This window comes from Calidithermus roseus (assembly GCF_003574095.1).
Lineage (GTDB): Bacteria > Deinococcota > Deinococci > Deinococcales > Thermaceae > Calidithermus > Calidithermus roseus.
This window is the reverse complement of record NZ_QWLA01000071.1, coordinates 1-18467: the sequence shown is the minus strand read 5'-3', so window position 1 is coordinate 18467 and position 18467 is coordinate 1. Positions and strand designations below refer to the sequence as shown.

At 69.0% G+C, this 18467-nt stretch carries 18 protein-coding genes; 4 read left to right on the top strand and 14 right to left on the bottom strand.

Features of this window, described 5'->3' with window-relative positions; translation table 11 throughout:
• A partial coding sequence (locus Mrose_RS19485) for an E3 binding domain-containing protein (RefSeq protein WP_245969961.1) occupies nucleotides 1-329 on the bottom strand: 329 nt, incomplete at its 3' end.
• On the opposite strand from Mrose_RS19485, the gene Mrose_RS14820 reads away from it, so the two are divergent.
• Nucleotides 225-1298, top strand: coding sequence for an aminopeptidase (locus Mrose_RS14820; protein WP_119279560.1), 1074 nt, complete (start codon nucleotides 225-227; stop codon nucleotides 1296-1298). The two genes, Mrose_RS19485 and Mrose_RS14820, sit on opposite strands and share 105 nt — an antisense overlap.
• 159 nt (nucleotides 1299-1457) lie before the next feature.
• Here Mrose_RS14820 and Mrose_RS14815 read toward each other — a convergent pair whose 3' ends face one another.
• From Mrose_RS14815 to Mrose_RS14760, 12 genes are all read right to left on the bottom strand, one after another.
• On the bottom strand, nucleotides 1458-2699 hold the full coding sequence (locus Mrose_RS14815) for a M20 family metallo-hydrolase (protein WP_119279559.1): 1242 nt from the start codon (nucleotides 2697-2699) through the stop codon (nucleotides 1458-1460).
• Nucleotides 2700-2717: 18 nt separating this feature from the next.
• The gene (allE, locus tag Mrose_RS14810; RefSeq protein WP_119279557.1) at nucleotides 2718-3458 is read right to left on the bottom strand and encodes a (S)-ureidoglycine aminohydrolase; all 741 of its coding nucleotides are present in this window, start codon (nucleotides 3456-3458) and stop codon (nucleotides 2718-2720) included.
• Nucleotides 3459-3467: 9 nt separating this feature from the next.
• Entirely contained in the window at nucleotides 3468-4811 is a 1344-nt protein-coding gene (locus Mrose_RS14805) for an allantoinase (RefSeq protein WP_119279555.1), read from the bottom strand.
• Nucleotides 4804-6036, bottom strand: a complete 1233-nt coding sequence (locus Mrose_RS14800; RefSeq protein ID WP_119279553.1) for an allantoate amidohydrolase — start codon at nucleotides 6034-6036, stop codon at nucleotides 4804-4806. Before Mrose_RS14800 ends, Mrose_RS14805 begins: the two co-directional genes overlap by 8 nt.
• Nucleotides 6037-6126: 90 nt before the next feature.
• Complete coding sequence (gene uraH / locus Mrose_RS14795) at nucleotides 6127-6480, bottom strand: hydroxyisourate hydrolase (RefSeq protein WP_119279551.1); 354 nt, start codon at nucleotides 6478-6480, stop codon at nucleotides 6127-6129.
• 3 nt (nucleotides 6481-6483) lie between these two features.
• Nucleotides 6484-7203, bottom strand: a complete 720-nt coding sequence (locus Mrose_RS14790) for a metallophosphoesterase family protein (RefSeq protein WP_119279548.1) — start codon at nucleotides 7201-7203, stop codon at nucleotides 6484-6486.
• A gap of 4 nt (nucleotides 7204-7207) precedes the next feature.
• A complete protein-coding gene (locus Mrose_RS14785) occupies nucleotides 7208-8515 on the bottom strand; it encodes a urate hydroxylase PuuD (RefSeq protein ID WP_119279546.1) in 1308 nt (435 codons plus the stop codon).
• 12 nt (nucleotides 8516-8527) lie between these two features.
• Complete coding sequence (gene uraD, locus Mrose_RS14780; protein WP_119279544.1) at nucleotides 8528-9022, bottom strand: 2-oxo-4-hydroxy-4-carboxy-5-ureidoimidazoline decarboxylase; 495 nt, start codon at nucleotides 9020-9022, stop codon at nucleotides 8528-8530.
• Nucleotide 9023: 1 nt separating this feature from the next.
• Nucleotides 9024-9491 carry a nucleoside deaminase gene (locus tag Mrose_RS14775; protein WP_245969959.1) on the bottom strand — a complete coding sequence of 156 codons (468 nt, stop codon included), beginning with the start codon at nucleotides 9489-9491 and terminating at the stop codon, nucleotides 9024-9026.
• Between the two features lie 148 nt (nucleotides 9492-9639).
• The gene (gene xdhC, locus Mrose_RS14770) at nucleotides 9640-10482 is read right to left on the bottom strand and encodes a xanthine dehydrogenase accessory protein XdhC (protein ID WP_119279543.1); all 843 of its coding nucleotides are present in this window, start codon (nucleotides 10480-10482) and stop codon (nucleotides 9640-9642) included.
• Entirely contained in the window at nucleotides 10482-12788 is a 2307-nt protein-coding gene (gene xdhB, locus Mrose_RS14765) for a xanthine dehydrogenase molybdopterin binding subunit (protein WP_119279542.1), read from the bottom strand. The genes xdhC and xdhB overlap by 1 nt, the downstream gene beginning before the upstream one ends.
• The gene (locus Mrose_RS14760; protein WP_119279541.1) at nucleotides 12785-14179 is read right to left on the bottom strand and encodes a xanthine dehydrogenase small subunit; all 1395 of its coding nucleotides are present in this window, start codon (nucleotides 14177-14179) and stop codon (nucleotides 12785-12787) included. The genes xdhB and Mrose_RS14760 overlap by 4 nt, the downstream gene beginning before the upstream one ends.
• A gap of 160 nt (nucleotides 14180-14339) precedes the next feature.
• Between Mrose_RS14760 and ftsY the strand changes: the two genes are divergently transcribed.
• The 3 genes from ftsY to Mrose_RS14745 are packed head-to-tail and all read left to right on the top strand — an operon-like array spanning nucleotide 14340 to nucleotide 16394.
• Nucleotides 14340-15254, top strand: coding sequence for a signal recognition particle-docking protein FtsY (gene ftsY, locus Mrose_RS14755; RefSeq protein ID WP_119279540.1), 915 nt, complete (start codon nucleotides 14340-14342; stop codon nucleotides 15252-15254).
• A 28-nt stretch (nucleotides 15255-15282) separates the two neighbouring features.
• The gene (locus Mrose_RS14750) at nucleotides 15283-15921 is read left to right on the top strand and encodes a hypothetical protein (RefSeq protein WP_119279539.1); all 639 of its coding nucleotides are present in this window, start codon (nucleotides 15283-15285) and stop codon (nucleotides 15919-15921) included.
• Between the two features lie 38 nt (nucleotides 15922-15959).
• Complete coding sequence (locus Mrose_RS14745; protein WP_119279538.1) at nucleotides 15960-16394, top strand: disulfide bond formation protein B; 435 nt, start codon at nucleotides 15960-15962, stop codon at nucleotides 16392-16394.
• Nucleotides 16395-16661: 267 nt separating this feature from the next.
• On the opposite strand, the gene Mrose_RS14735 is transcribed toward Mrose_RS14745, so the two are convergent.
• Complete coding sequence (locus Mrose_RS14735; protein ID WP_119279537.1) at nucleotides 16662-18266, bottom strand: aspartate:alanine exchanger family transporter; 1605 nt, start codon at nucleotides 18264-18266, stop codon at nucleotides 16662-16664.
• Nucleotides 18267-18467 lie beyond the last annotated feature (201 nt).

Sequence of the window (18467 nt, the reverse complement as noted above, 5' to 3'; positions counted from 1 at the left end):
GGAGCGGGGGGAAGGGTGATCTCACCGGCCATCACCTTGGCCAGATAGGCCAGGATGTCGCGTTCGACGATGGTCCCATCGGGGCCGCTGCCCGCGAGGCTACGCCAGTTGATGCCGTTTTCTTCAGCCAGGCGACGGGCCAAAGGCGTGATTTGAGGATCGTTCATTTCCCGTTTATGATAACCCACCCCTGACAAGGGGCCGGTGAATGTTAGCCTGGGGCCGTGGAACGAGCTTTTGCCCAACTCCTGGCCGACTACTGCCTCGAGGCCCGGCCCGGCCAGAACGTGCTCATCGAGGCCCAGACCCCCGCCCTGCCCCTGTTGCAGGCCCTCAACCCGCTGTTGCTCGAGCGCGGCGCCTATCCGCTGATCCTGCTGGAATACCCCGGCCAGCAGCGCGATTTTCTGCTCAAGGGCGGGGAGTGGCTCGAGCGCATCCCCCCTATCCGCCGGGCCCTCATGGAGCAGGCCGACGCCTCCTTGCGCATCCAGAGCCTGGAGAACCCGCTCGAGCTCTCCGACGTGCCCAGCACGGTGCTCTCGCGCTGGCAGAAGGCCTGGCGCCCCTTGAGCGAACTGCGGCTGAAGAAACGCTGGAGCCTGACCCTCTACCCCACCCCCGGCTACGCCCAGCAGGCCGGGATGAGCAGCGCGAAATTCCGGGAAATGGTCGAGCAAGCCCTGTTTTTGCAGCACCCCGACCCGGTGGCCGCCTGGCGCGAGCTCTCGGCCTTCCAGGCGGCCTTAATCAAACGTTTAGAAAAGGTGAGCCAGATCCGCATCGAGGCCCCCGGCACCGACCTGCACCTTTGGGTGGAGGGCCGCACCTGGATCAACTCCGACGGCAAGCGCAACATGCCCAGCGGCGAGGTCTTCACCGGGCCCTGGGAGCACTCCGCCGAGGGCGAGGTACGCTTCAACCTGCCCGCCGTGGTCTCGGGCCAGCGGGTGGAGGGGGTTTACCTGCGCTTCGAGCGGGGCCGGGTGGTGGAGGCCAGGGCCGAGCGGGGCGAGGAGTACCTGCTGGGGATGCTCGAGGCCGACCCCGGCGCCCGCTTCCTGGGCGAGCTGGGCATCGGCACCAACTACGGCATCCAGCACCCCACCGGCATCGTGCTCTTCGACGAGAAGATCGGCGGGAGCGTCCACCTGGCGCTGGGCAACAGCTACCCCGAAACCGGCGGCACCAACCGCTCGGCAGTGCACTGGGACCTGGTGCTCGACCTGCGCCAGGGCGGGCGCATCCTGGCCGACGGGGAGGTGTTGCAGGAGGACGGGAAGTTCGTGGAGGTTTGAGGGCGGGGGTCGTACGTCCTACGTCGAACGCCCAACGCAAAACGCGTGTCCTACGTCCTACGTCGTACGTCGTACACGAGACGCCTTAGCCCTCGACCCTAGACCCTCGACGACAGCGGGGAAGTGTTCCCTTCACCACGAGCCACGAGCCACGAGCCTTTAGCTTCCTGCCAACTCTGCCAGCGCGTGGGCCAGCACCCGCACGCCCTGCTCGATGTGCTCGGGGGCGGCGTACTCGTCGGGGCGGTGGCTCCAACCGTTTTTGCAGGGGATGAAGAGCATGGCGGTGGGGGCGATGCGGGCCATGAACAGCGAGTCGTGATAGGCCCGGCTGACCATGGTCAGGTAGTTCAGGCCGTAGGCCGCGCAGGCCCGGTCAAGGGCTTCGACCACCTTGGGGCTGGAGTGGGCCGGAGGATCGGCGTTGAGCACCTCGAGTCCGATGTGCACCCCGCGCTTCTTGCGCTGGGCCTCGCAGGCTTTGTACACCGCGTTCACCACCCCATCGCGGCGCAGCAGGTCAATGTCGCGGATGTCGAGCTCGAGTCGGACCAGGCTGGGCACGCTGTTGATGGCGCCGGGGAAGACCTCGCAGACCCCGCTGGTGGCCACGGTGTCGGGCGCGCCGGTGGCCCTGGCGGCGGCTTCGGCGGCTAGGGCGATCTCGGCAGCGGCCAGGAAGGCATCGTGGCGTTCGTGCATCAACACCGCCCCGGCGTGGCCGCCCTCACCCTCGATAATCAGGCGCAGGCTGGCGGGAGCGGCGATGGCCGTGACCACCCCCAGCGGGATCTGCTGGCGCTCGAGGATGGGCCCCTGCTCGATGTGCAGTTCCACGAAGGCGCTGTAGTAGCCCTTGGGGAGCGGAACTTCCTCCAGCTCTCCCAGGAACCCCGCTTCCCAGCGAGCTTCCTCCAGGGTCTTGCCGTCCTTGTCCTCCAGTTTTCGGGCCGCCTCGGGACTCAAGGCCCCCGAGAGCATCCGGCTCCCCAGGCAGCCGATGCCGAAGCGGGTGGGTTCCTCAGAGGTGAAGATCAGCAGCTCGAGCGAGCGCTTGGGCCGGAACCCCGCTGACTTGAGCGCCCGCAGGGCCTCGAGGCCCCCCAGCACCCCCACCGTGCCGTCGTAGCGGCCCGCATGCGGGATGGCGTCGATGTGCGAGCCGGTGCCCACCGCACCCGCCTGGGGGTCTTCCCCAATCCAGCAGGCGAAGGTGTTGCCCAGCGGGTCCTCGCGCACCTCGAGCCCCGCCTCGCGGCACAGGCCCTTGAGGTACTCGCGGGCGGCGAGGTCGGTGGGGGTGTAGAGCACCCGCGTCACGGAAGGCGGCAGGCTGTCGGTGAAGGAAGCCAGGGTCTCGAGTTCCCGGCTCAGGCGGTCAATGTCGATGCGAATGTCCATAAGTCCCCTAGCAACGATTCACTCCAGCGGGTGCCGGTTCCAGTCCTTGTAGAGCAGGTACTTGGCCGGGGTCTTGCCCAGCGCGCCGAACCACTGCGGGCAGTAGGGGGCCATGTAGATGAAGTCCCCAGCCTGCACGGGGTACCACTTCTCGTTCAGGCGGTAGATGCCCCCACCCTGCAGCATCAAGAGGCCGTGCTCCATCACGTGGATCTCGACCAGGGCCAGGCTGGCTCCGGGGGCGAAGGTCATGGTGTTGACCTGGAAGTCGTGGGGCATGACGTCGGGGATGAGCACCCGCACCTGCAGGGCCTCGTCGCCGCCCAGGGGGGTGCCGGGGATCTTGCCCTCGTCGCCCACGAAGAGCTTGGGAGGTTCTACGCCCTCGAGCTCCTGGTAAGGCTTCTCGATGAACACCGCGCGGCTGGGCTGGCTCGAGGCCAGGCTGTGGGCCACGTCGGCAGGGACGTAGGCGTAGCCGCCGGGTTTGAGCCTGTGCTTCTTGCGGCCCGCCTCGAGCACCACCTCGCCCTCGAGCACGTACACGAAGCGCTGCACGGCCTCAGGCGCTGGCCCCACCCGGCCTCCGGCCTCGAACTCGACCGTGTACTCGGTGAAGGCGGCCCCCAACGCCGGGGCGGTGTGGACGATGGCAGTGGCCTTGCTTATGCCGGGGAGAGGCGCCCGAATGAAGGTGTCGGGAGTGAGCAGGGCGTGGTCGGGCTGGACGCTGCTGCGGGTGAAACCGAGTTGCTGCATGGGCTCCTCCTAAGGTTTGGGGCACACCAGTTGGCCCTGGGTGCTCGATGTAGGCTCGCCGTCCGAGAATACCGTCTGGCCCCGCAGCACCGTGCGCCGAACGGTGCCGCGGAAGCCGTGGCCGAGGTAGGGGCTCTGCTTGTGCCGGTAGAAGAGGTCTTGGGGGCGCAGGGTGAAGGGCTGGTCGAGGTCTGCGAGGGCGAAGTCGGCATCGTGGCCCACCTCGAGCCCCCCCTTCCCCTGAAGCCCGAAGCGCCGGGCGGGGTTGTGGGCGGTGAGGCGGGCGACGGCCTCCAGCGGCAGGCCCCGGCGGTGGAAGCCGGCCTCGAGCAGCACCGCCAGCGTGGACTGCACCCCGGCGATCCCGCCCCACACCGCGAAGAAGTCGGGGTTTTCCTTGAGGTCGGGGCTCGAGGGCGAGTGGTCGGAGGCCACGAGGTCCACCAGGCCCTCCAGCACGCCCTGCCACAAAGCTTCCTGCTCGGCCTGCGGGCGCAGCGGCGGGGCGCACTTGGCGACGGCGCCCAGGCGCTCCAGGTCTTCCTCGTCGAAGAAGAGGTAGTGGGGGCAGGTCTCGAGGCTCACGTCCACCCCGCGTGCGCGGGCCTCGGCGGCCAGCACCACCCCCCGGCCCGAGCTGATGTGGACGACGTGCAGCTTGCAGCCGGTCTCCTGGGCCAGCAGTGTGGCCCGCTGGATGGCCTCGAGCTCGGCGAGCACCGGCCTCGAGGCCAGGTAGTCGCGAACGCCCTTCCCGCCTTTGGCCCGGATCTCGGCGGCCAGCCGCGCGGTGAGGTTGTCGCTCTCGGCGTGGACGGCTACCGGCAGGCCCAGCCGGGTGGCGGTCTGCATGCCTTGGTAGAGGGTGTAGTCGTCGGCGTGGGGGAATTCGGGGAGGCCCGAGTTGGACATGAAGGCCTTGAAACCGATCACGCCGCGCTCGGCCAGCTCGGGGAGGCGCTCGAGGTTGTGGGGCGTGAGCCCGCCCCACAGGGCGAAGTCGGTGAGGGACTTCGCGCGCAGGGCCTCGAGCTTGGCGTCGAAGCTTCGGGCGTCGAGCACGCAGGGGATGGAGTTGAGCGGCATGTCGAAGAACAGCGTGCCGCCCCCTGCCGCCAGGGCCGCGCTGCCGGTGGCGATGCCCTCCCAGTCCTCGTGGCCGGGCTCGTTGAAGTGCACGTGCACGTCGATGAGGCCGGGAAAGACGTGCAGGCCGCGCGCGTCGATCTCCTCCCGGCCCGCCCCCAGTTCCGGGCCGACCTGGACAATTTTTCCGTCCTCCACCGCCAGGTCGGCCACCGCGGTCCCCTGCTCGAGGACCAGCGTCCCGCCGCGCACCACCAGGTCAAACACCGTGTTCCTCCAGGATCTCGAGCCAGCGCAGGCCCACCCGCAACGCCGCGGTCACGTCCTCGGGCAGCACGCGCTCGTCGGGGTGGTGGCTGAGGCCGCCGGGGCTGCGCAGGAAGAGCATGGCGCTGGGCACCCGCTCGGCCAGGACCATCGCGTCGTGGCCCGCGCCGCTGGGCATGCGGTGGACGGGCAATTCGCAGTCCTGCACGGCCCACTCGAGCCGCTCGAGCAGCGTGGGGTCGCAGGGCACCGCCCCCTGGTCGAGCTTGACTTCCCAGGAGAGCTCGAGGCCCCGCCGCTGGGCGACCTGCTGGGCGCGGGTGATGAGGTGGGCCACCGAGCGGGTGCGCACCTCGTCGAGGGCGTGGCGCACGTCCAGGCTACAGCGCACCTCGCCGGGGATCACGTTGCCCGCGCCGGGGAGGGCCTGGATCTGGCCCACCGTCGCCACCAGCCCCGGCTCGCCCCAGGCCTCGCGCTCGACCAGGCCGATCCACTCGGCGGCTCCCGCCAGCGCGTCGCGACGCAGGTGCATGGGGGTGGTGCCGGCGTGACCCGCCTTGCCCCGGAAGCCCACCTCGAGCCGGCTCTGCCCCACGATGGCCTCCACCAGGCCCAGCGGGTACTCCAGGCTCTCCAGCACCGGGCCCTGCTCGATGTGGAACTCGAGGTAGCCCAGCACCTCGCCCTCAAGCGCGGCCCCCCCCACCCGCTCGGGCTCGAGGCCGAAGTCCCGAAGGGCCTGGGCCACGCTCACGCCCTGCTCGTCCTTTAGCGCCAGCAAGGCCGCATCGGCCCGGCCCACCAGCGCCCGGCTACCGATGAAGGGCACCCCGAAGCGCACCCCCTCCTCCTCCGAGAAGCCGATGACCTCGACCCCGAAGCCCAGCCTGCGCCCCCCGAGGGCCTCGAGGAGGGCGACGGCGAGCACCACCCCTAAGGCCCCGTCGTAAGCGCCCCCGTTCGGCACAGTGTCGAGGTGCGAGCCGATCAGCAACCGTGGCGCGGTGGGCTTGTTGGCCGGATAGTAGCCGCGCAGGTTGCCCACGGGGTCCACCCACACCGACATCCCCAGCCGCTCCATCCACTCCTTCAAGTAGGCGTGCACCTGGCGCATGGGCGGGGAAAGGAAGGTGCGGGTGATGCGCCCCGGCTCCTGGCTCATGCGGGCCAGGTCGGCGCAGGCGCTCAGGACGCGCTGGGTGAGGCTCTCGAGGTCAGCCATAGTCAGGGTAGTTTAGTGTCTTACGTCATACACCAAACGCAAGACGTACGACGTAAGACGTAGGACGTACGACGTGGGACATACAACCCCTCAGGACCCCCGATAAGTGCTGTATCCATAGGGCGACAGCAGCAGCGGCACGTGGTAGTGCCCCTGGGCCTCGGCGATGCCGAAGCGCACAACCACCTGGTCGAGAAAGGGCGGGTCGGGCAGCTCGAGGCCCCTGCTCCGCAGGTACTCCCCCGCGTGAAAGACCAGCTCGAAGGTCCCGGTGGGGATGGTCTCGCCCGAGAGCAATGGCTCGTCGGTGCGACCGTCGGCGTTGGTCACGGCCTCGCGCAGCAAGATTTGCTTGCCGCCCGAAAGCGCGAAAAGTTCGATGCGAAGGCCCGCAGCGGGCTTGCCGTGGGCGGTGTCGAGGACGTGGGTCGATAGGCGGGCCATGCTTCACCTCGGGAATCTTCCGGTGCGCAGTTGCCGGGCTTCCTGCTCGCCGATGGGGGCGTGCTCGAGCGCCCAGCGGGCGGCGGCCTCGATGTCGTAGGGCACGCGGCGGAAGCTCACGTTCCAGCTCCCCTGCCGCTCCTCGAGCAGCACCCAGCGGGCCACCGGGTTGCCGTCCTTCTGCCGGGAGACAGGCCCGGCGTTGACGAAGCTGACCGGCCCCTCCAACGCGATCATCTCGGTGTGGGTGTGCCCGACTACCACCACGCGGGCCTTGGGGTAGGCCGCGACCTGCTCGAGCATCCGCGCCGAAACCTGGCCCACCGAGATGTTGCCCTGCACGCTCGGGAAGAGCGCCTCGTGGGGGCTATGCAGCGAGCCGTGGGCGACCAGCACCGTGCCCTCGGCCAGCTCGGCCACCGTGGGTAGGGCTTTCAGGGCCTCGGGGACGCCCGGCCCCAACTGCTCACGCAGCCAGGCGGCCAGGGGGAGCCCGCCGCCCAGCTTCTCTTCGGGGTAGGTCAGGAACTCGTCGGTGTTGCCCCGCACCGTGACCGCGCCCAGGCCCTGCTGGAGCCTCCAGGCCCCCGCCGGGTCGGCGGCGCCCCAGACCAAGTCGCCCAGGTTGGCGATGGCATCGGGCCTGGCCGCTTCAATTTCGCGCAGCACGGCCTCGAGGGCGAAGCGGTTGCCGTGAACGTCGGAGAATATGGCGATCCGCATATGCCTACTTTAAGGCCCCCTGCTCGATCCAGCGGCCCAACAGCTCGCGCTCTTCCTTGCTCATCCCGGTGAGGTTGCCCAGGGGCATGTATTCCGAATCCACCGCCACCTGCTTGATCTTGGGCGCCTGGGCCACGATCTGCTCGGGCGTGTCGAGCACGAAGCCCGCCGGGGCCGAGGCGAAGCCGGGCTGGGTGGGGCGGCTCGAGTGGCAGACCTGGCAGTGGGTGGCGATGACGCTCTGCACCTCGCCGAAGGGCACCGCCGGGCCTTCGGCAGCGGCTGCCGACTTCTTAGGCGCGCTCAGGTAGAAGGCTCCCAACACCAGCGCCAGCGCCGCCACCAGCAGGTAGGGCATGGCTCCGCCCTCCTTGAGCGTGGTGTGGTGGCGCTGCTCGGTGACGTTGATGAAGTGCCGCACCGCCACCCCGGCCACGAACAGCATCAGCAGGATCAGCCAGCCCAGGCCGCTGGAGTAGGTCGTGGGGAAGTGGTGGGCGATCATGGTGAAGAGCACCGGCAGGGTGAGGTAGTTGTTGTGGCGGCTGCGCAGTTGCACCCAGCTCACGAAGGCCGGGTCCAGGGCCTCGCCCCGCTGCGCGGCCTTCACCAGCGCCTTCTGCGAGGGGATGATCACGAAGAACACGTTGCCCGCCATGATGGTGCCCAGCATGGCCCCCACGTGCATGAAGGTGCCGCGCCCGCTGAACACCTGCGAGAGCAGCAGGGCCACCCCCGCCACCAGCACCCCGCCCACCAGCAAGAACAGCGCCGGGCGGTACAGCAACGCCGTGCGCGAGAGCGCCACGTAGACCAGCCACGCCGCCACCAGGCTCCCCACCGCCAGGGCGATGGCCGCCCCCTCGGAGATGGGGCTCCCCGGCGCCAGCAGGATGGCTTTGGGGTCGGCGTAGTACACGATGATCAGGAGCAAAAAGCCCGTGACCCAGGTCAGGTAGGCGTCCCACTTGAACCAGTGCAGGTAGGGCGGCAGCTCCTTGGGCGCGGTCTTGTACTTCTCGAGGTAATAGATCCCCCCGCCGTGGATGGTCCAGATGTTGCCCGAGAGCTCGGAGCGCACCCCCACGCGCTCGAGGGCGTTCTCCAGGAAGATGAAGTAGAAGCTCGCCCCGATCCAGGCGATGCCATAGACGATGTGCAGCCAGCGCACCACCAGGCCCAGCCACTCGCGGGCGTGGGCCTGCCAGCCGTTGGCCTGCACCAGCGCGTAGGCCAGCGCCAGCAGCACCACCATCGCGAGGATCCAGGGCCATTTGATCAGCCTCAGCCGGTCTTGGTGTAGTGGGTTCAAGGGGGCCTCCTCTTACTCCTCCACCAGCGCCTCGAGCCGGAACCAGGCGATGCGCTCGATCTGGCTCAAAGCGGCCTCGAACTCGGTCTCGCGGTCGTTGGGGAGGCGGGCCTCGAGCGCGCGCAGGATATCGTTTTTATCCTTGCCCTTGACCGCGAGGATGAAGGGGAAGCCGAACTTCTGGCGGTAGAGGCGGTTGAGCTGCTGGAAGCGCTCGTACTCCTCGGGCGTGAGGCGGTCGAGCCCGGCGCCCTGCTGCTCCTGCACCGAGTCGGGGCTCATCCGGGCGCGGCTGGCGAGTTCGGGGTGGGCGCGGATGAGCGTGATCTGCTGGGTAGCCGGGGCCTGGCGCATGACGAAGCACATCGCCTCGTGCAGCGCCTGGAGGCTGGCAAACGGGCGTGAAGCCCACGAGCGCTCGGCCACCCAGGGCGAGTGCTCGAAGACGCCGCCCAGCAGCGCCACGAAAGCTTCCTTGTCGAGCTGGTTGACGGCGCTGAGCTTCATATCAATACGGGATCTTGTTCGTGTCCTGCTGCCAGGCCTCGAAAGCCCGCAAGCAGAGCTGGCGCTCGAGCTGCTCCAGCGGCAGGCGGCGCTCGCTTTTGGGGCGGGAGAGCTCGTCGTAGATGAACTGGTCGGCGAAGCCGATGGCCTCGGCGTCTTTAGCGGTGCAGCCGTAGTAGATCTTGCCGATGCGGGCCCAGTAGATGGCCGACAGGCACATGGGGCAGGGCTCGCAACTGGTGTAGATCTCGCAGCCCGAGAGGTCGAAGGTGCCTAGCACCCGGCAGGCCTCGCGGATGGCCACCACCTCGGCGTGGGCGGTGGGGTCGTTGGTGCGGGTAACGCAGTTGACTCCACGGGCGATGATCTGCCCATCCTTCACCACGACCGCGCCAAAGGGACCGCCCAGCCCCGCCCGCACGTTCTCCAGCGCCAGCCGGGCCGCTTCCTGCATAAACTCACGTTTCATCGCCACCTCCAACGCACGCGCTCGAGCCAGCAAATCACCCCTCAAGGGGTTCCTGCGGCTCGCATGGTTGGAACGCAAACCCATCGCTATGCGGGAAAGGGTTCCCAGGTCTGGTTATCCATGCAGAACAGCCTGGTACACCGCAAGCTTAAACCCCGAGTTTCCCTTTCGGCAAGGTGGCAGCGGCGCTTTCGCCCTCGAGCACCCGCAGCAGTTGAGCCGCCGTCGCAATGGCGATATGGGCGGGCTTTTTCCCCCGGATGCCCTCGATTCCGATGGGGGTGGTGACGCGCTGGAGGTCGGCCTCGCCGAAGCCCTGCGCCCTCAGCACCTGGCGGAAGTTAGACCACTTCACGCTGCTGCCGATCAGGCCGATGAAGCCCAGGTCACTGCGGCGCAGGGCGGCCTCGAGCAGGGCCAAATCCTCGTGGTGGTCGTGGGTCATGACCACCAGGTGGGCCCCGGCGGGCAGCTCGGGGATGGCCTGCTCGGGGATGGGCAGGTGCCGGACGCGCAGGCGGGCCTCGCCCCCGGCCAGCGGGGCCAGGCGCTCCTCGGCCAGCATGCGGGCCCGCGAGTCTACCAGCCACAGCTCCACGGGCAGCAGGCACAGGACGCGGGCCAGGGCCAGCCCCACGTGCCCCACGCCGAAGACCGCGACGGCCGGGCGGGCCGGGGTGAAGGGCTCGAGCAGCAGCGTCACCTCACCCCCGCAGCACTGCAGGCCGAACTCCCCCTCCTTGGGGTTGAGCCGCACGGTGAGTAGACGAGGGCCCGGCTGACGCTCCGCCAGCATCTCCCGTGCGCCCTGGAGGGCGAGCTCCTCGAGGTTCCCCCCGCCCACCGTGCCGTAGGCCGCGCCCGCCGTGACCAGCATCTTGGCCCCCGCCTCGCGCGGAGCATGGCCGCGCACCGCCGCCACGGTCACGATCACCGCCACCTCGCCCTGTTCGGCGAGTTCGCGCAGCTTGGTGGGCCAGTCCCAGTCCATCAATCCCCCACCGCAACTTCCTTCCTCGCACGCACCTTCTCGATGGCCCAGTACACCCGCTCCGGGGTGGAGGGCGCGTCGAGTTCGACAATGCCGCCCTGGCCGAAGGCCGCCACCGCGTCCTTGAGGGCCTCGCGCACCGAAATGGCCAGCATGAGGGGAGGCTCGCCCACCGCCTTGGAGCCGTAGATCACGCCGGGCTCGGCGGCCCGCTCGAGGAAGCGCACATTGAGCACCTCGGGCAGTTCCGACCAGGAGGGCAGCTTGTAGGTGCTGGCCCCGCCCGTCGCCAGGCGGCCCTGGGCATCCCAGACCAGCTCCTCCAACGTCAGCCAGCCCAAGCCCTGCACGAAGCCGCCTTCCACCTGGCCGCGGTCGACCAGCGGCGAGAGCGAGTCGCCCACGTCGTGCAGGATGTCGGTGCGCAGGAGGCGGTACTCGCCGGTGAAGCCGTCCACCTCCACCTCGCTCACCGCCGCGCCGTAGGCGAAGTAGTGGAAGGGCTTGCCCTGGCCCTTGCCCTTGTCGAAGTGGAGGTCCGGGGTGCGGTAGTAGCCCTGGGCGAAGAGGGGGATGCGCTCTAGGTAGGCCGCCTCCACCACCCTTGCGAAGGGCACGAACCGCTCGGGCTGCCCCTCGGGGAAGATGCGGCCCTCCTCGAAGCGCACCCGCTCGGGGGCGCAGCCCAGGTAGCGGGCCGCCACCGGGGCCAGCCGTTCCTTGAGGATTTCGCAGGCCTGGTGTACCGCCGCGCCGTTGAGGTCGGAGCCGGTCGAGGCCGCGGTGGCCGAGGTGTTGGGCACCTTGTCGGTGCGGGTGGGCATGATACGGATCTGCTCCAGCGGCACCCCCAGGCTCTGCGCGGCCACCTGCAGCACCTTGGTGTGCACCCCCTGCCCCATCTCGGTCCCGCCGTGGTTGACCTGCACGCTGCCGTCGCGGTAGATCAGCACCAGCGCCCCGGCCTGGTTGTAGAAGGTGGCGGTGAAGGAGATGCCGAACTTCACCGGCGTGATGGCGAGGCCCCGCTTGGTGTGAGGGCTCGAGGCGTTGAAGGCCGCGACCTCGGCGCGGCGGCGCTCGAGCTCGCTGCTGGCCTTGAGTTCGGACCAGATGGCCTGGATGCGCCCGGCATCCTTGACCACCTGCCCGTAGTGGGTGGTCTGGCCCTCCCGGTAGAAGTTGCGCTCGCGCACCGCCTCCGGCGGCAGGCCCAGGCTGCGGGCCACCCGGTCGAGCAGGTCCTCGATGACCACCATGCCTTGCGGCCCGCCAAAGCCGCGGAAGGCGGTCTGGGAGGTCTTGTGGGTCTTGCAGACGTGACCCGTGACCTCGAGATCGGGCACGAAGTAGGCGTTGTCGCTGTGGAACATGGCCCGCCACAGCACGGGCTCGGAGAGGTCGAGGCTGTAGCCGCCGTCGGAGTAGAGCTCGATGCGGACGGCCAGCAGGCGGCCCTCGTCATCGAAGCCGGCCTCGTAGCGCCCCAGGAAGGGGTGGCGCTTGCCGGAGAGGGCCATGTCCAGGTGGCGCGGCAGCCGCACCCGCACCGGGTGGCGGGTCTTCCAAGCACCCAGGGCGGCGATGGCCGCGTAGGGATTGGCCTGGGTCTCCTTGCCGCCGAAGCCCCCGCCCATGCGCAGGCACTGCACCGTGACCTGGTTGCGCGGCAGACCCAGCACCATCGCCACGACCTCCTGGGTCTCGCTGGGGTGCTGGGTCGAGGCGTGCACCATCACCCCGCCCGACTCGTCGAGGTGGGCGATGGAGGCGTGGGTCTCGAGGTAGAAGTGCTCCTGCCCGCCGATGCGCACCTCCCCGCTCAGACGGCGGGGGGCCCGCGCCAGCGCGGAGGCGGCGTCGCCCCGGCTCAGGCGCAGGGGCCCGGCCAGGAAGCTCCCGGCGGCGATGGCTTCCTCGATGCTGAGGATGGCCGGAAGGGGCTCGTACTCCACCTCGACGCGGGTAGCGCCCAGGCGGGCGGCCTCGAGGCTCTCCCCCAGCACCCAGGCCACCGGCTGGCCATGAAACATCACCTCGGCGGGGAAAAGGGGCTCGTCGTGGTAGTGCGAGGAATGGCCCACGCCGGGCACGTCCTCGGCGGTGAGCACCGTGACCACGCCGGGCACCTCCAGCGCCCTCGAGGGGTCAAGAGCGAGTACCTTAGCGTGCGCGTGCGGGGCCAGCACCGGCCAGGCGTGCAGCAAGTCGGGGAAGCGGGTCAGCAGGTCGTCGGTGTAGAGCGCGCGGCCCGTGACGTGCTCCACCGCGCTCTCGTGGGGAATGGCCTTGCCTACGACTTTCATCCTTTCACCCCCTCCGCGCTCGCGGTCTCGTAGTAGAACTTCTCCAGCAGTTTCTGCGCCATGCGCAGGCGGTACTCGGCGCTGCCCCGGTGGTCGCTGATGGGCTTAATCGCTTCGGCGATCATCCCCTGGGCCCGCCGCAGGCTCGCCTCGCTCCAGGGCTGGCCGGTGAGGGCCTCCTCCACCGCGAACAGCCGCACCGGCGTGGCCGCCACCCCGCCGTAGGCCAGCCGGACCCGCGCTACCCGGCCCGCGCCGCCGAGCTCGAGCGCGAAGCCCGCCGCCACCGTGGAGATGTCGTCCAGGCGGCGCTTGGCCACCTTGAAGAAGCGGCTATGCGCCGGGAAGGGCTTGGGCACCAGCACCGAGACGATGACCTCGCCCTTGCCCAACGCGGTCTGGCGGTAGCCCTTGAAGAACTCGGCCAGCGGCACGACGCGCTCCCCTTCCTTCCCGGCGATCCGCACCGCCGCGTCCAGCGCCAGCAGCATCGGCGGGGAATCCCCGATGGGCGAGGCCGTGCCCAGGTTGCCCCCCAGCGTGGCGCTGTTGCGGATTAGGGGTGAGGCGAAGAGGGGAAACCACTCCCGCACGATCTGGGGTGCCCCCTTCCAGCGGCGCTCGAGTTCCCCCAGGCTGAGCCCCGCTCCGATCTCCAGCATGTCCTCGTGTTCCTCGAAGACCTTGAGCTCGGGGATGGCCTCGAGCCCCACCAGCAACTCCCAGCGTCGGTACTGCAAATTCGATTCCACCACCGCGTCGGTGCCCCCTGCGACCAGCTTGGCCTCGGGGTGCAGGGCCAGGAAGGTCAGGCACTCCTCGAGGCTCCCCGGTCGCACGAAGCGCCCCTGCTCGCTCTCGTACACCGCAGGCCCCAGCACCGGGGCCGGCTCGCGCAGCCGGGCCTTGAAACTGTCCTCAGGCGCGGGCCCCAGCGAAAGCGCCGCGTCCTTGATGGGGCGGTAGCCGGTGCAGCGGCAAAGGTTGCCCGACAGGGCGTGCAGGTCGAACTCCGGGCCCCGGTCGGGTCGGTACTGCTCGGCGAAGAGGCTCATGACGAAGCCGGGCGTGCAGTAGCCGCACTGCGAACCCCCGTGCTGCACCATGGCCGCCTGCACCTCGGCCAGCTTGCCGTCTTGCGCCAGCCCCTCCACCGTGTAGACCTCCTGCCCCGCCAGCATCGGCAGGAACAACAGACAGCTATTGACCCCGCGGTACTCGGTGCCCGCCGGCCCCTCCCGCACCAGCACCACCGTGCACGCCCCGCACTCCCCCTCGGCACAGCCTTCCTTGGAGCCGGTGAGCCCCGAAGCGCGCAGGTAATCGAGCAGCGTAGTCTGGGGCGCGAGCTTTTCCACCTGCACCCGCCGACCGTTGAGAACGAACTCCATTCAAGACCCCCCTCGAGGACCCATCTGGTACACCGTTAATCGCTCATTCTAGGCGTTATGGGTTAGAAAGTCACAGGCTGAACCCTCAATAGCGCCGGGCGCTGCACTACCCCTGGAGATCCAAATGCCCCTTCCCCGATGGCTTAGACTTAAGCAGTCTATGAGCTGGCTGCAACGCCTCCGCGAGGGGCTTACAAAAACCCGTGAAAACATCAGCAAGGCCATCCCCTGGGGCGGCAACCCCGAGGAGGTGCTCGAGGAGCTCGAGTACGCCCTCATCGCCGCCGACGTGGGGGTGGAGGCGACGCAGGAGATCCTCGAGGAGGTGCGGGCTTCGGGCAAGCGCGACCTGCGCGAGGCGGTGAAGGAAGCGCTGGTATTGCAGCTCGAGCCCGACGCCCGCCGGGCCAAGCTGCGCAAGCTGGGCTTCAAGCCCGACGCCAAGAAGGCCACCGTCGAGCCTGCCGGAAAGGTGGTGCTGATGGTGGGGGTCAACGGCGTGGGCAAGACCACCACCATCGCCAAGCTGGGGCAGTACTACCGCTCGAAGGGCAAGAGCGTGATGTTCTGCGCGGGCGACACCTTTCGCGCGGCGGGCGGGGCGCAGCTTGGGCTATGGGGCGAGCGGCTGGGCATCCCGGTGATCCAGGGCGAGGAGGGCTCCGACCCCGCGGCCTTGGCCTTCGACGCGGCCTCGGCCCGCAAGGCCCGCGGCGTGGACTTGTTGATGGTGGACACCGCCGGGCGGCTGCACACCAAGCACAACCTCATGGAAGAACTCGCCAAGGTCAAGCGCTCCATCGCCAAGGCCGACCCCGGCGAGCCGGGTGAGGTGTGGCTGGTGCTCGACGCGGTGACCGGGCAGAACGGCCTCGAGCAGGCCAAGCGCTTCAACGAGACTGCCGGTCTCACCGGGGTCATCGTCACCAAGCTCGACGGCACCGCCAAGGGCGGGGTGCTGGTGCCCATCGTGCGCGAGCTGGGCGTGCCCATCAAGTTCATCGGAGTGGGCGAGAAGGCCGACGACCTGCAACCTTTCGACGCGGGCGAGTTCGTCGAGGCGCTGCTGGGCTGAAGCGCCAACCCAGGGGCCACCCGACCCCATGACCGATCTCTTCGAGCTCTTCCAGCCCCTCGCGGCCCAATCGGGCGAGGTGGCGGGCGTTCGCTACCTACTGCAACCCCAATTCCCGCTCTTGCTCACCAACAGCGCCTTCGGCTTCGAACCCGACGCACTGGGCGGACTCGAGGCCCGCTTCGCCCAGGCCGGCCTTCCGCTGGCCTTCACCCTGCCCGAGGATCACCCCGCGCTGCCGGAGCTGGCAGCTTTAGGCTTCCTCCCTTCCGCCACCTTCGAGCTCTGCCAGGCCCAGCCCTCCAAGCGCTCCTTCTGGACCGAGCAGGTGCCCTGGAGCGAGGCCTGGAGCCTCTCGCGCATCCTCACCGAGGCCTACGGCGCGCCCGAGTGGCGCTTCCCCTTCGCCCAGGCCCTGGGCAAGCTGCTGCGGAGGGAGGGCTCGAGCGCCTTCTTCGCCTACCTCTACGGCGAGGCGGTGGGGGCCGTCGTGACCTGCCGGGGCGTAGGGCTGATGGTTGGGGTGGTTCCCGCCAAACAAGGCAACGGGGCCGGTGTGGGCCTGCTGGGGCGCATCGCCCCCATGCCCTTCCTGCGCCTGGCTGGGAGCGAGGCGGAGTTTCCGGGGGAGGTGCTGCGGCGTTTCGTGCGCCTCGGGCCTGCTTAGGCAAATGCCCCTGCGGCACCCCCTACAATGGCTTTGATATGGACGCGAAGACCAAAAGCCCGCTGGACTGGGGCTATCTCCTGCTGGCCCTAGCCTGGCTGGTGGCCATCGTGGCGATGCTGGGCAGCCTCTACTACTCCGAAGTGCGCAAGTTCGTGCCCTGCACGCTTTGCTGGTATCAGCGCATCGCCATGTACCCGCTGGTGTTCATCCTGGGCACCGCGCTGTGGCGGGGCGACCTGAAGGTGAAGTACTACGTGCTGCCGCTGAGCCTGCTGGGCGGCAGCATCAGCGTGATCCACCTGCTCGAGCAGCGCGGCTTGCTCGACACTTCGGCGGTGTGCAGCAGCGTGGTGCCCTGCAACATTGAGTACATCCCCAGCTTCCCCATCCCGCTGCAAGCCCTCATCGCCTTCGTGCTCATCAGCGTGGCGATGTTCATGATCCGGCCCAAACGAGCCGATAGCCAATAGCCAGGAGGCGTCGAGGGGCGGTGGCTGGTGGACATCCCCTTGCTCCCGAGGGCGTTGGGCGTCTTGCGTAAGACGTAAGACCCTCTCGACGAGCACACCGGCACCCCCATGGACGCCCCGGCCCATGGTTCTGGGGGCGGGCAAGTATGGCCTAGAGAACCTCGCCGCCGTGCCTCCCAGCGGAGCGATGGTGGTGGGGAGCGGCCCCAAGCACAAGAACGCCTCGGGGAAGCGGCCAGGGTGCTCGCCCTATGGTAATTTGGGCGCTCAGCCCCCCAGCAGCAGCAACTGCACCAGCAGGATCTTTAGCAGCATCGCCAGCGGGTAGGCGGTGGCGTAGCCCAGGTTGGGCTGCTCGCTGCCGGTTTTCTCGAGCGTGAAGGCCAGCACCGCCGGCTGGGTTTGGAGCCCGGCCAGCACCCCGCCCAGCACCGGCAGGGGCACCTTCAAGCGGTGGCCGACCCACAGCGTCAACAGTGCCGCGCTGAGGGTAATCAGCGTGCCCGCTAGGAACAGCCGCAGGCCCTCGCCGCCCAGTAGGGTCTGGCCGAAGGCGTAGCCCGAGCGGGTTCCGATCCCCGCCAGGAACAGGATCAAGCCCAGTTGGCGCAGGGTGAGGTTGGCGCTGAAGGGGATCTGCCACAGCACCGGCCCGGTGCGGCCCAGCGCCCCCAGCACCAGGCCCGTCACCAGCGGCCCCCCGGCGAAGCCCAACTTGAAGGTGCCCCCGCCCGGCAGCGGGATGGGCAGGCTGCCCAGCAAGAGGCCCAGCGCGATGCCCAGGCTAAAGCTCACCACGTCCACCTCGGCCAGAGCGCGGTAGGAGTCGCCCAAGAAGCGGCTGGCCTGGCGGATGCTCTCCTTGGAGCCCACCACCCGCACCCGGTCGCCCAGCTCGAGCACGGTCTGGCGGGTGGGCAAAAACTCCACCTCGCCGCGCCGCACCCGCGTCACGACCACCCCGAAGCGCTCGGGCAGCTTGAGATCGGCCAGGGTGCGCCCAGCCACCTCCTTGCTGCTGACGAAGACTCGGCGGAAGTCGAGGTCGTGGCGGCTTTCCTCCAGTTGCTCGGGCACCACCCGGCCCAGCGCCGCCGCCACCCGCTCCACCTCCTGCGCCGCCCCGACCACCCCCACCCGGTCGCCCAGGGCCAGCTCGGTCTGGGCGGTGATGAGTTGCTGGACTCCTCCCCGCTGCATCCGACCGAAGACCACGTTCCAGCGGTGGGCGCGGGTGAGCTGCTCGACCGTCTGACCCACCACCGTGGGCTGGGTGACCTCGAGGGTGCGGCTGACCAGGGAGGGAGTGCCCTCCTCCTCCACCTCCCCTTTGCGCCCCCACAGGCTCCAGGCCAGGTAAAAAGCCAGCAGCATCCCGATCACGCCCACCGGGTAGGCCACGGCGTAGGCCGCCACCGGCAGGGCCTGCGCGGCCTCGTCGGCGCCCCGGCCCTTGAGGGCCTCCAGCGCCGCCGCCAGCGCGGGCGTGTTGGTGAGCGAACCGGCAAAGAGCCCGGCCCGCAAGGGCGCGCTCAGGCCCACCAGATCGCCAACCGCGAGCACCAGCACCGCCGCAAAAGCCAGCACCCCCAGCACCAGCGCGTTGTAGCGCCAGCCCCGCTTGCCCAACGTGGCGAAGAACCCCGGTCCGCTGGCCAGGGCGATGGTGTAGACGAAGAGCACCAGCCCGAAGAGGTAGACGAACTCCGGCAGCTTGAGTTCGGGCGAGAGTGCCCCGAAGCCCAGGCCCACAAAGAGCACCGCCGCCACCCCCAGGCTGAAGCTGCCGATGCGGACCTGTCCCACCAGATAGCCGATCCCCGCGACCAGGAAGAGCAGCAGCAGGGCGTTTTCGCGCAGGAGTTCGAGCATTTTCACTTCCCCGCCCCATTCTTGCCTGCGGATGTGGGGCTATCTGTCCCCAAAAAAAGATCGGGTCGGATATGATACCAACCTTAGATAGATAGTCATCCATTGGGGATCCACCTGAACCCCGCCACCCCCCGGATGACCTCGGGGTGCTCCTGGAGATAGACACAGCGCTCTACCAGACGCTCTTGCAAAGCCTCCAAG

Excerpts from the sequence above, each read along its gene's own strand:
- uraD (WP_119279544.1), bottom strand. The coding sequence starts at position 9,022 with ATGAAGCTCAGCGCCGTCAACCAGCTCGACAAGGAAGCTTTCGTGGCG.
- Mrose_RS14735 (WP_119279537.1), bottom strand. The coding sequence starts at position 18,266 with ATGCTCGAACTCCTGCGCGAAAACGCCCTGCTGCTGCTCTTCCTGGTC.
- Mrose_RS14790 (WP_119279548.1), bottom strand. The coding sequence starts at position 7,203 with ATGCGGATCGCCATATTCTCCGACGTTCACGGCAACCGCTTCGCCCTC.
- ftsY (WP_119279540.1), top strand. The coding sequence starts at position 14,340 with ATGAGCTGGCTGCAACGCCTCCGCGAGGGGCTTACAAAAACCCGTGAA.
- Mrose_RS14775 (WP_245969959.1), bottom strand. The coding sequence starts at position 9,491 with ATGAAACGTGAGTTTATGCAGGAAGCGGCCCGGCTGGCGCTGGAGAAC.
- xdhC (WP_119279543.1), bottom strand. The coding sequence starts at position 10,482 with ATGGACTGGGACTGGCCCACCAAGCTGCGCGAACTCGCCGAACAGGGC.
- xdhB (WP_119279542.1), bottom strand. The coding sequence starts at position 12,788 with ATGAAAGTCGTAGGCAAGGCCATTCCCCACGAGAGCGCGGTGGAGCAC.
- Mrose_RS14815 (WP_119279559.1), bottom strand. The coding sequence starts at position 2,699 with ATGGACATTCGCATCGACATTGACCGCCTGAGCCGGGAACTCGAGACC.
- allE (WP_119279557.1), bottom strand. The coding sequence starts at position 3,458 with ATGCAGCAACTCGGTTTCACCCGCAGCAGCGTCCAGCCCGACCACGCC.
- uraH (WP_119279551.1), bottom strand. The coding sequence starts at position 6,480 with ATGGCCCGCCTATCGACCCACGTCCTCGACACCGCCCACGGCAAGCCC.
- Mrose_RS14800 (WP_119279553.1), bottom strand. The coding sequence starts at position 6,036 with ATGGCTGACCTCGAGAGCCTCACCCAGCGCGTCCTGAGCGCCTGCGCC.
- Mrose_RS14760 (WP_119279541.1), bottom strand. The coding sequence starts at position 14,179 with ATGGAGTTCGTTCTCAACGGTCGGCGGGTGCAGGTGGAAAAGCTCGCG.
- Mrose_RS14745 (WP_119279538.1), top strand. The coding sequence starts at position 15,960 with ATGGACGCGAAGACCAAAAGCCCGCTGGACTGGGGCTATCTCCTGCTG.
- Mrose_RS14750 (WP_119279539.1), top strand. The coding sequence starts at position 15,283 with ATGACCGATCTCTTCGAGCTCTTCCAGCCCCTCGCGGCCCAATCGGGC.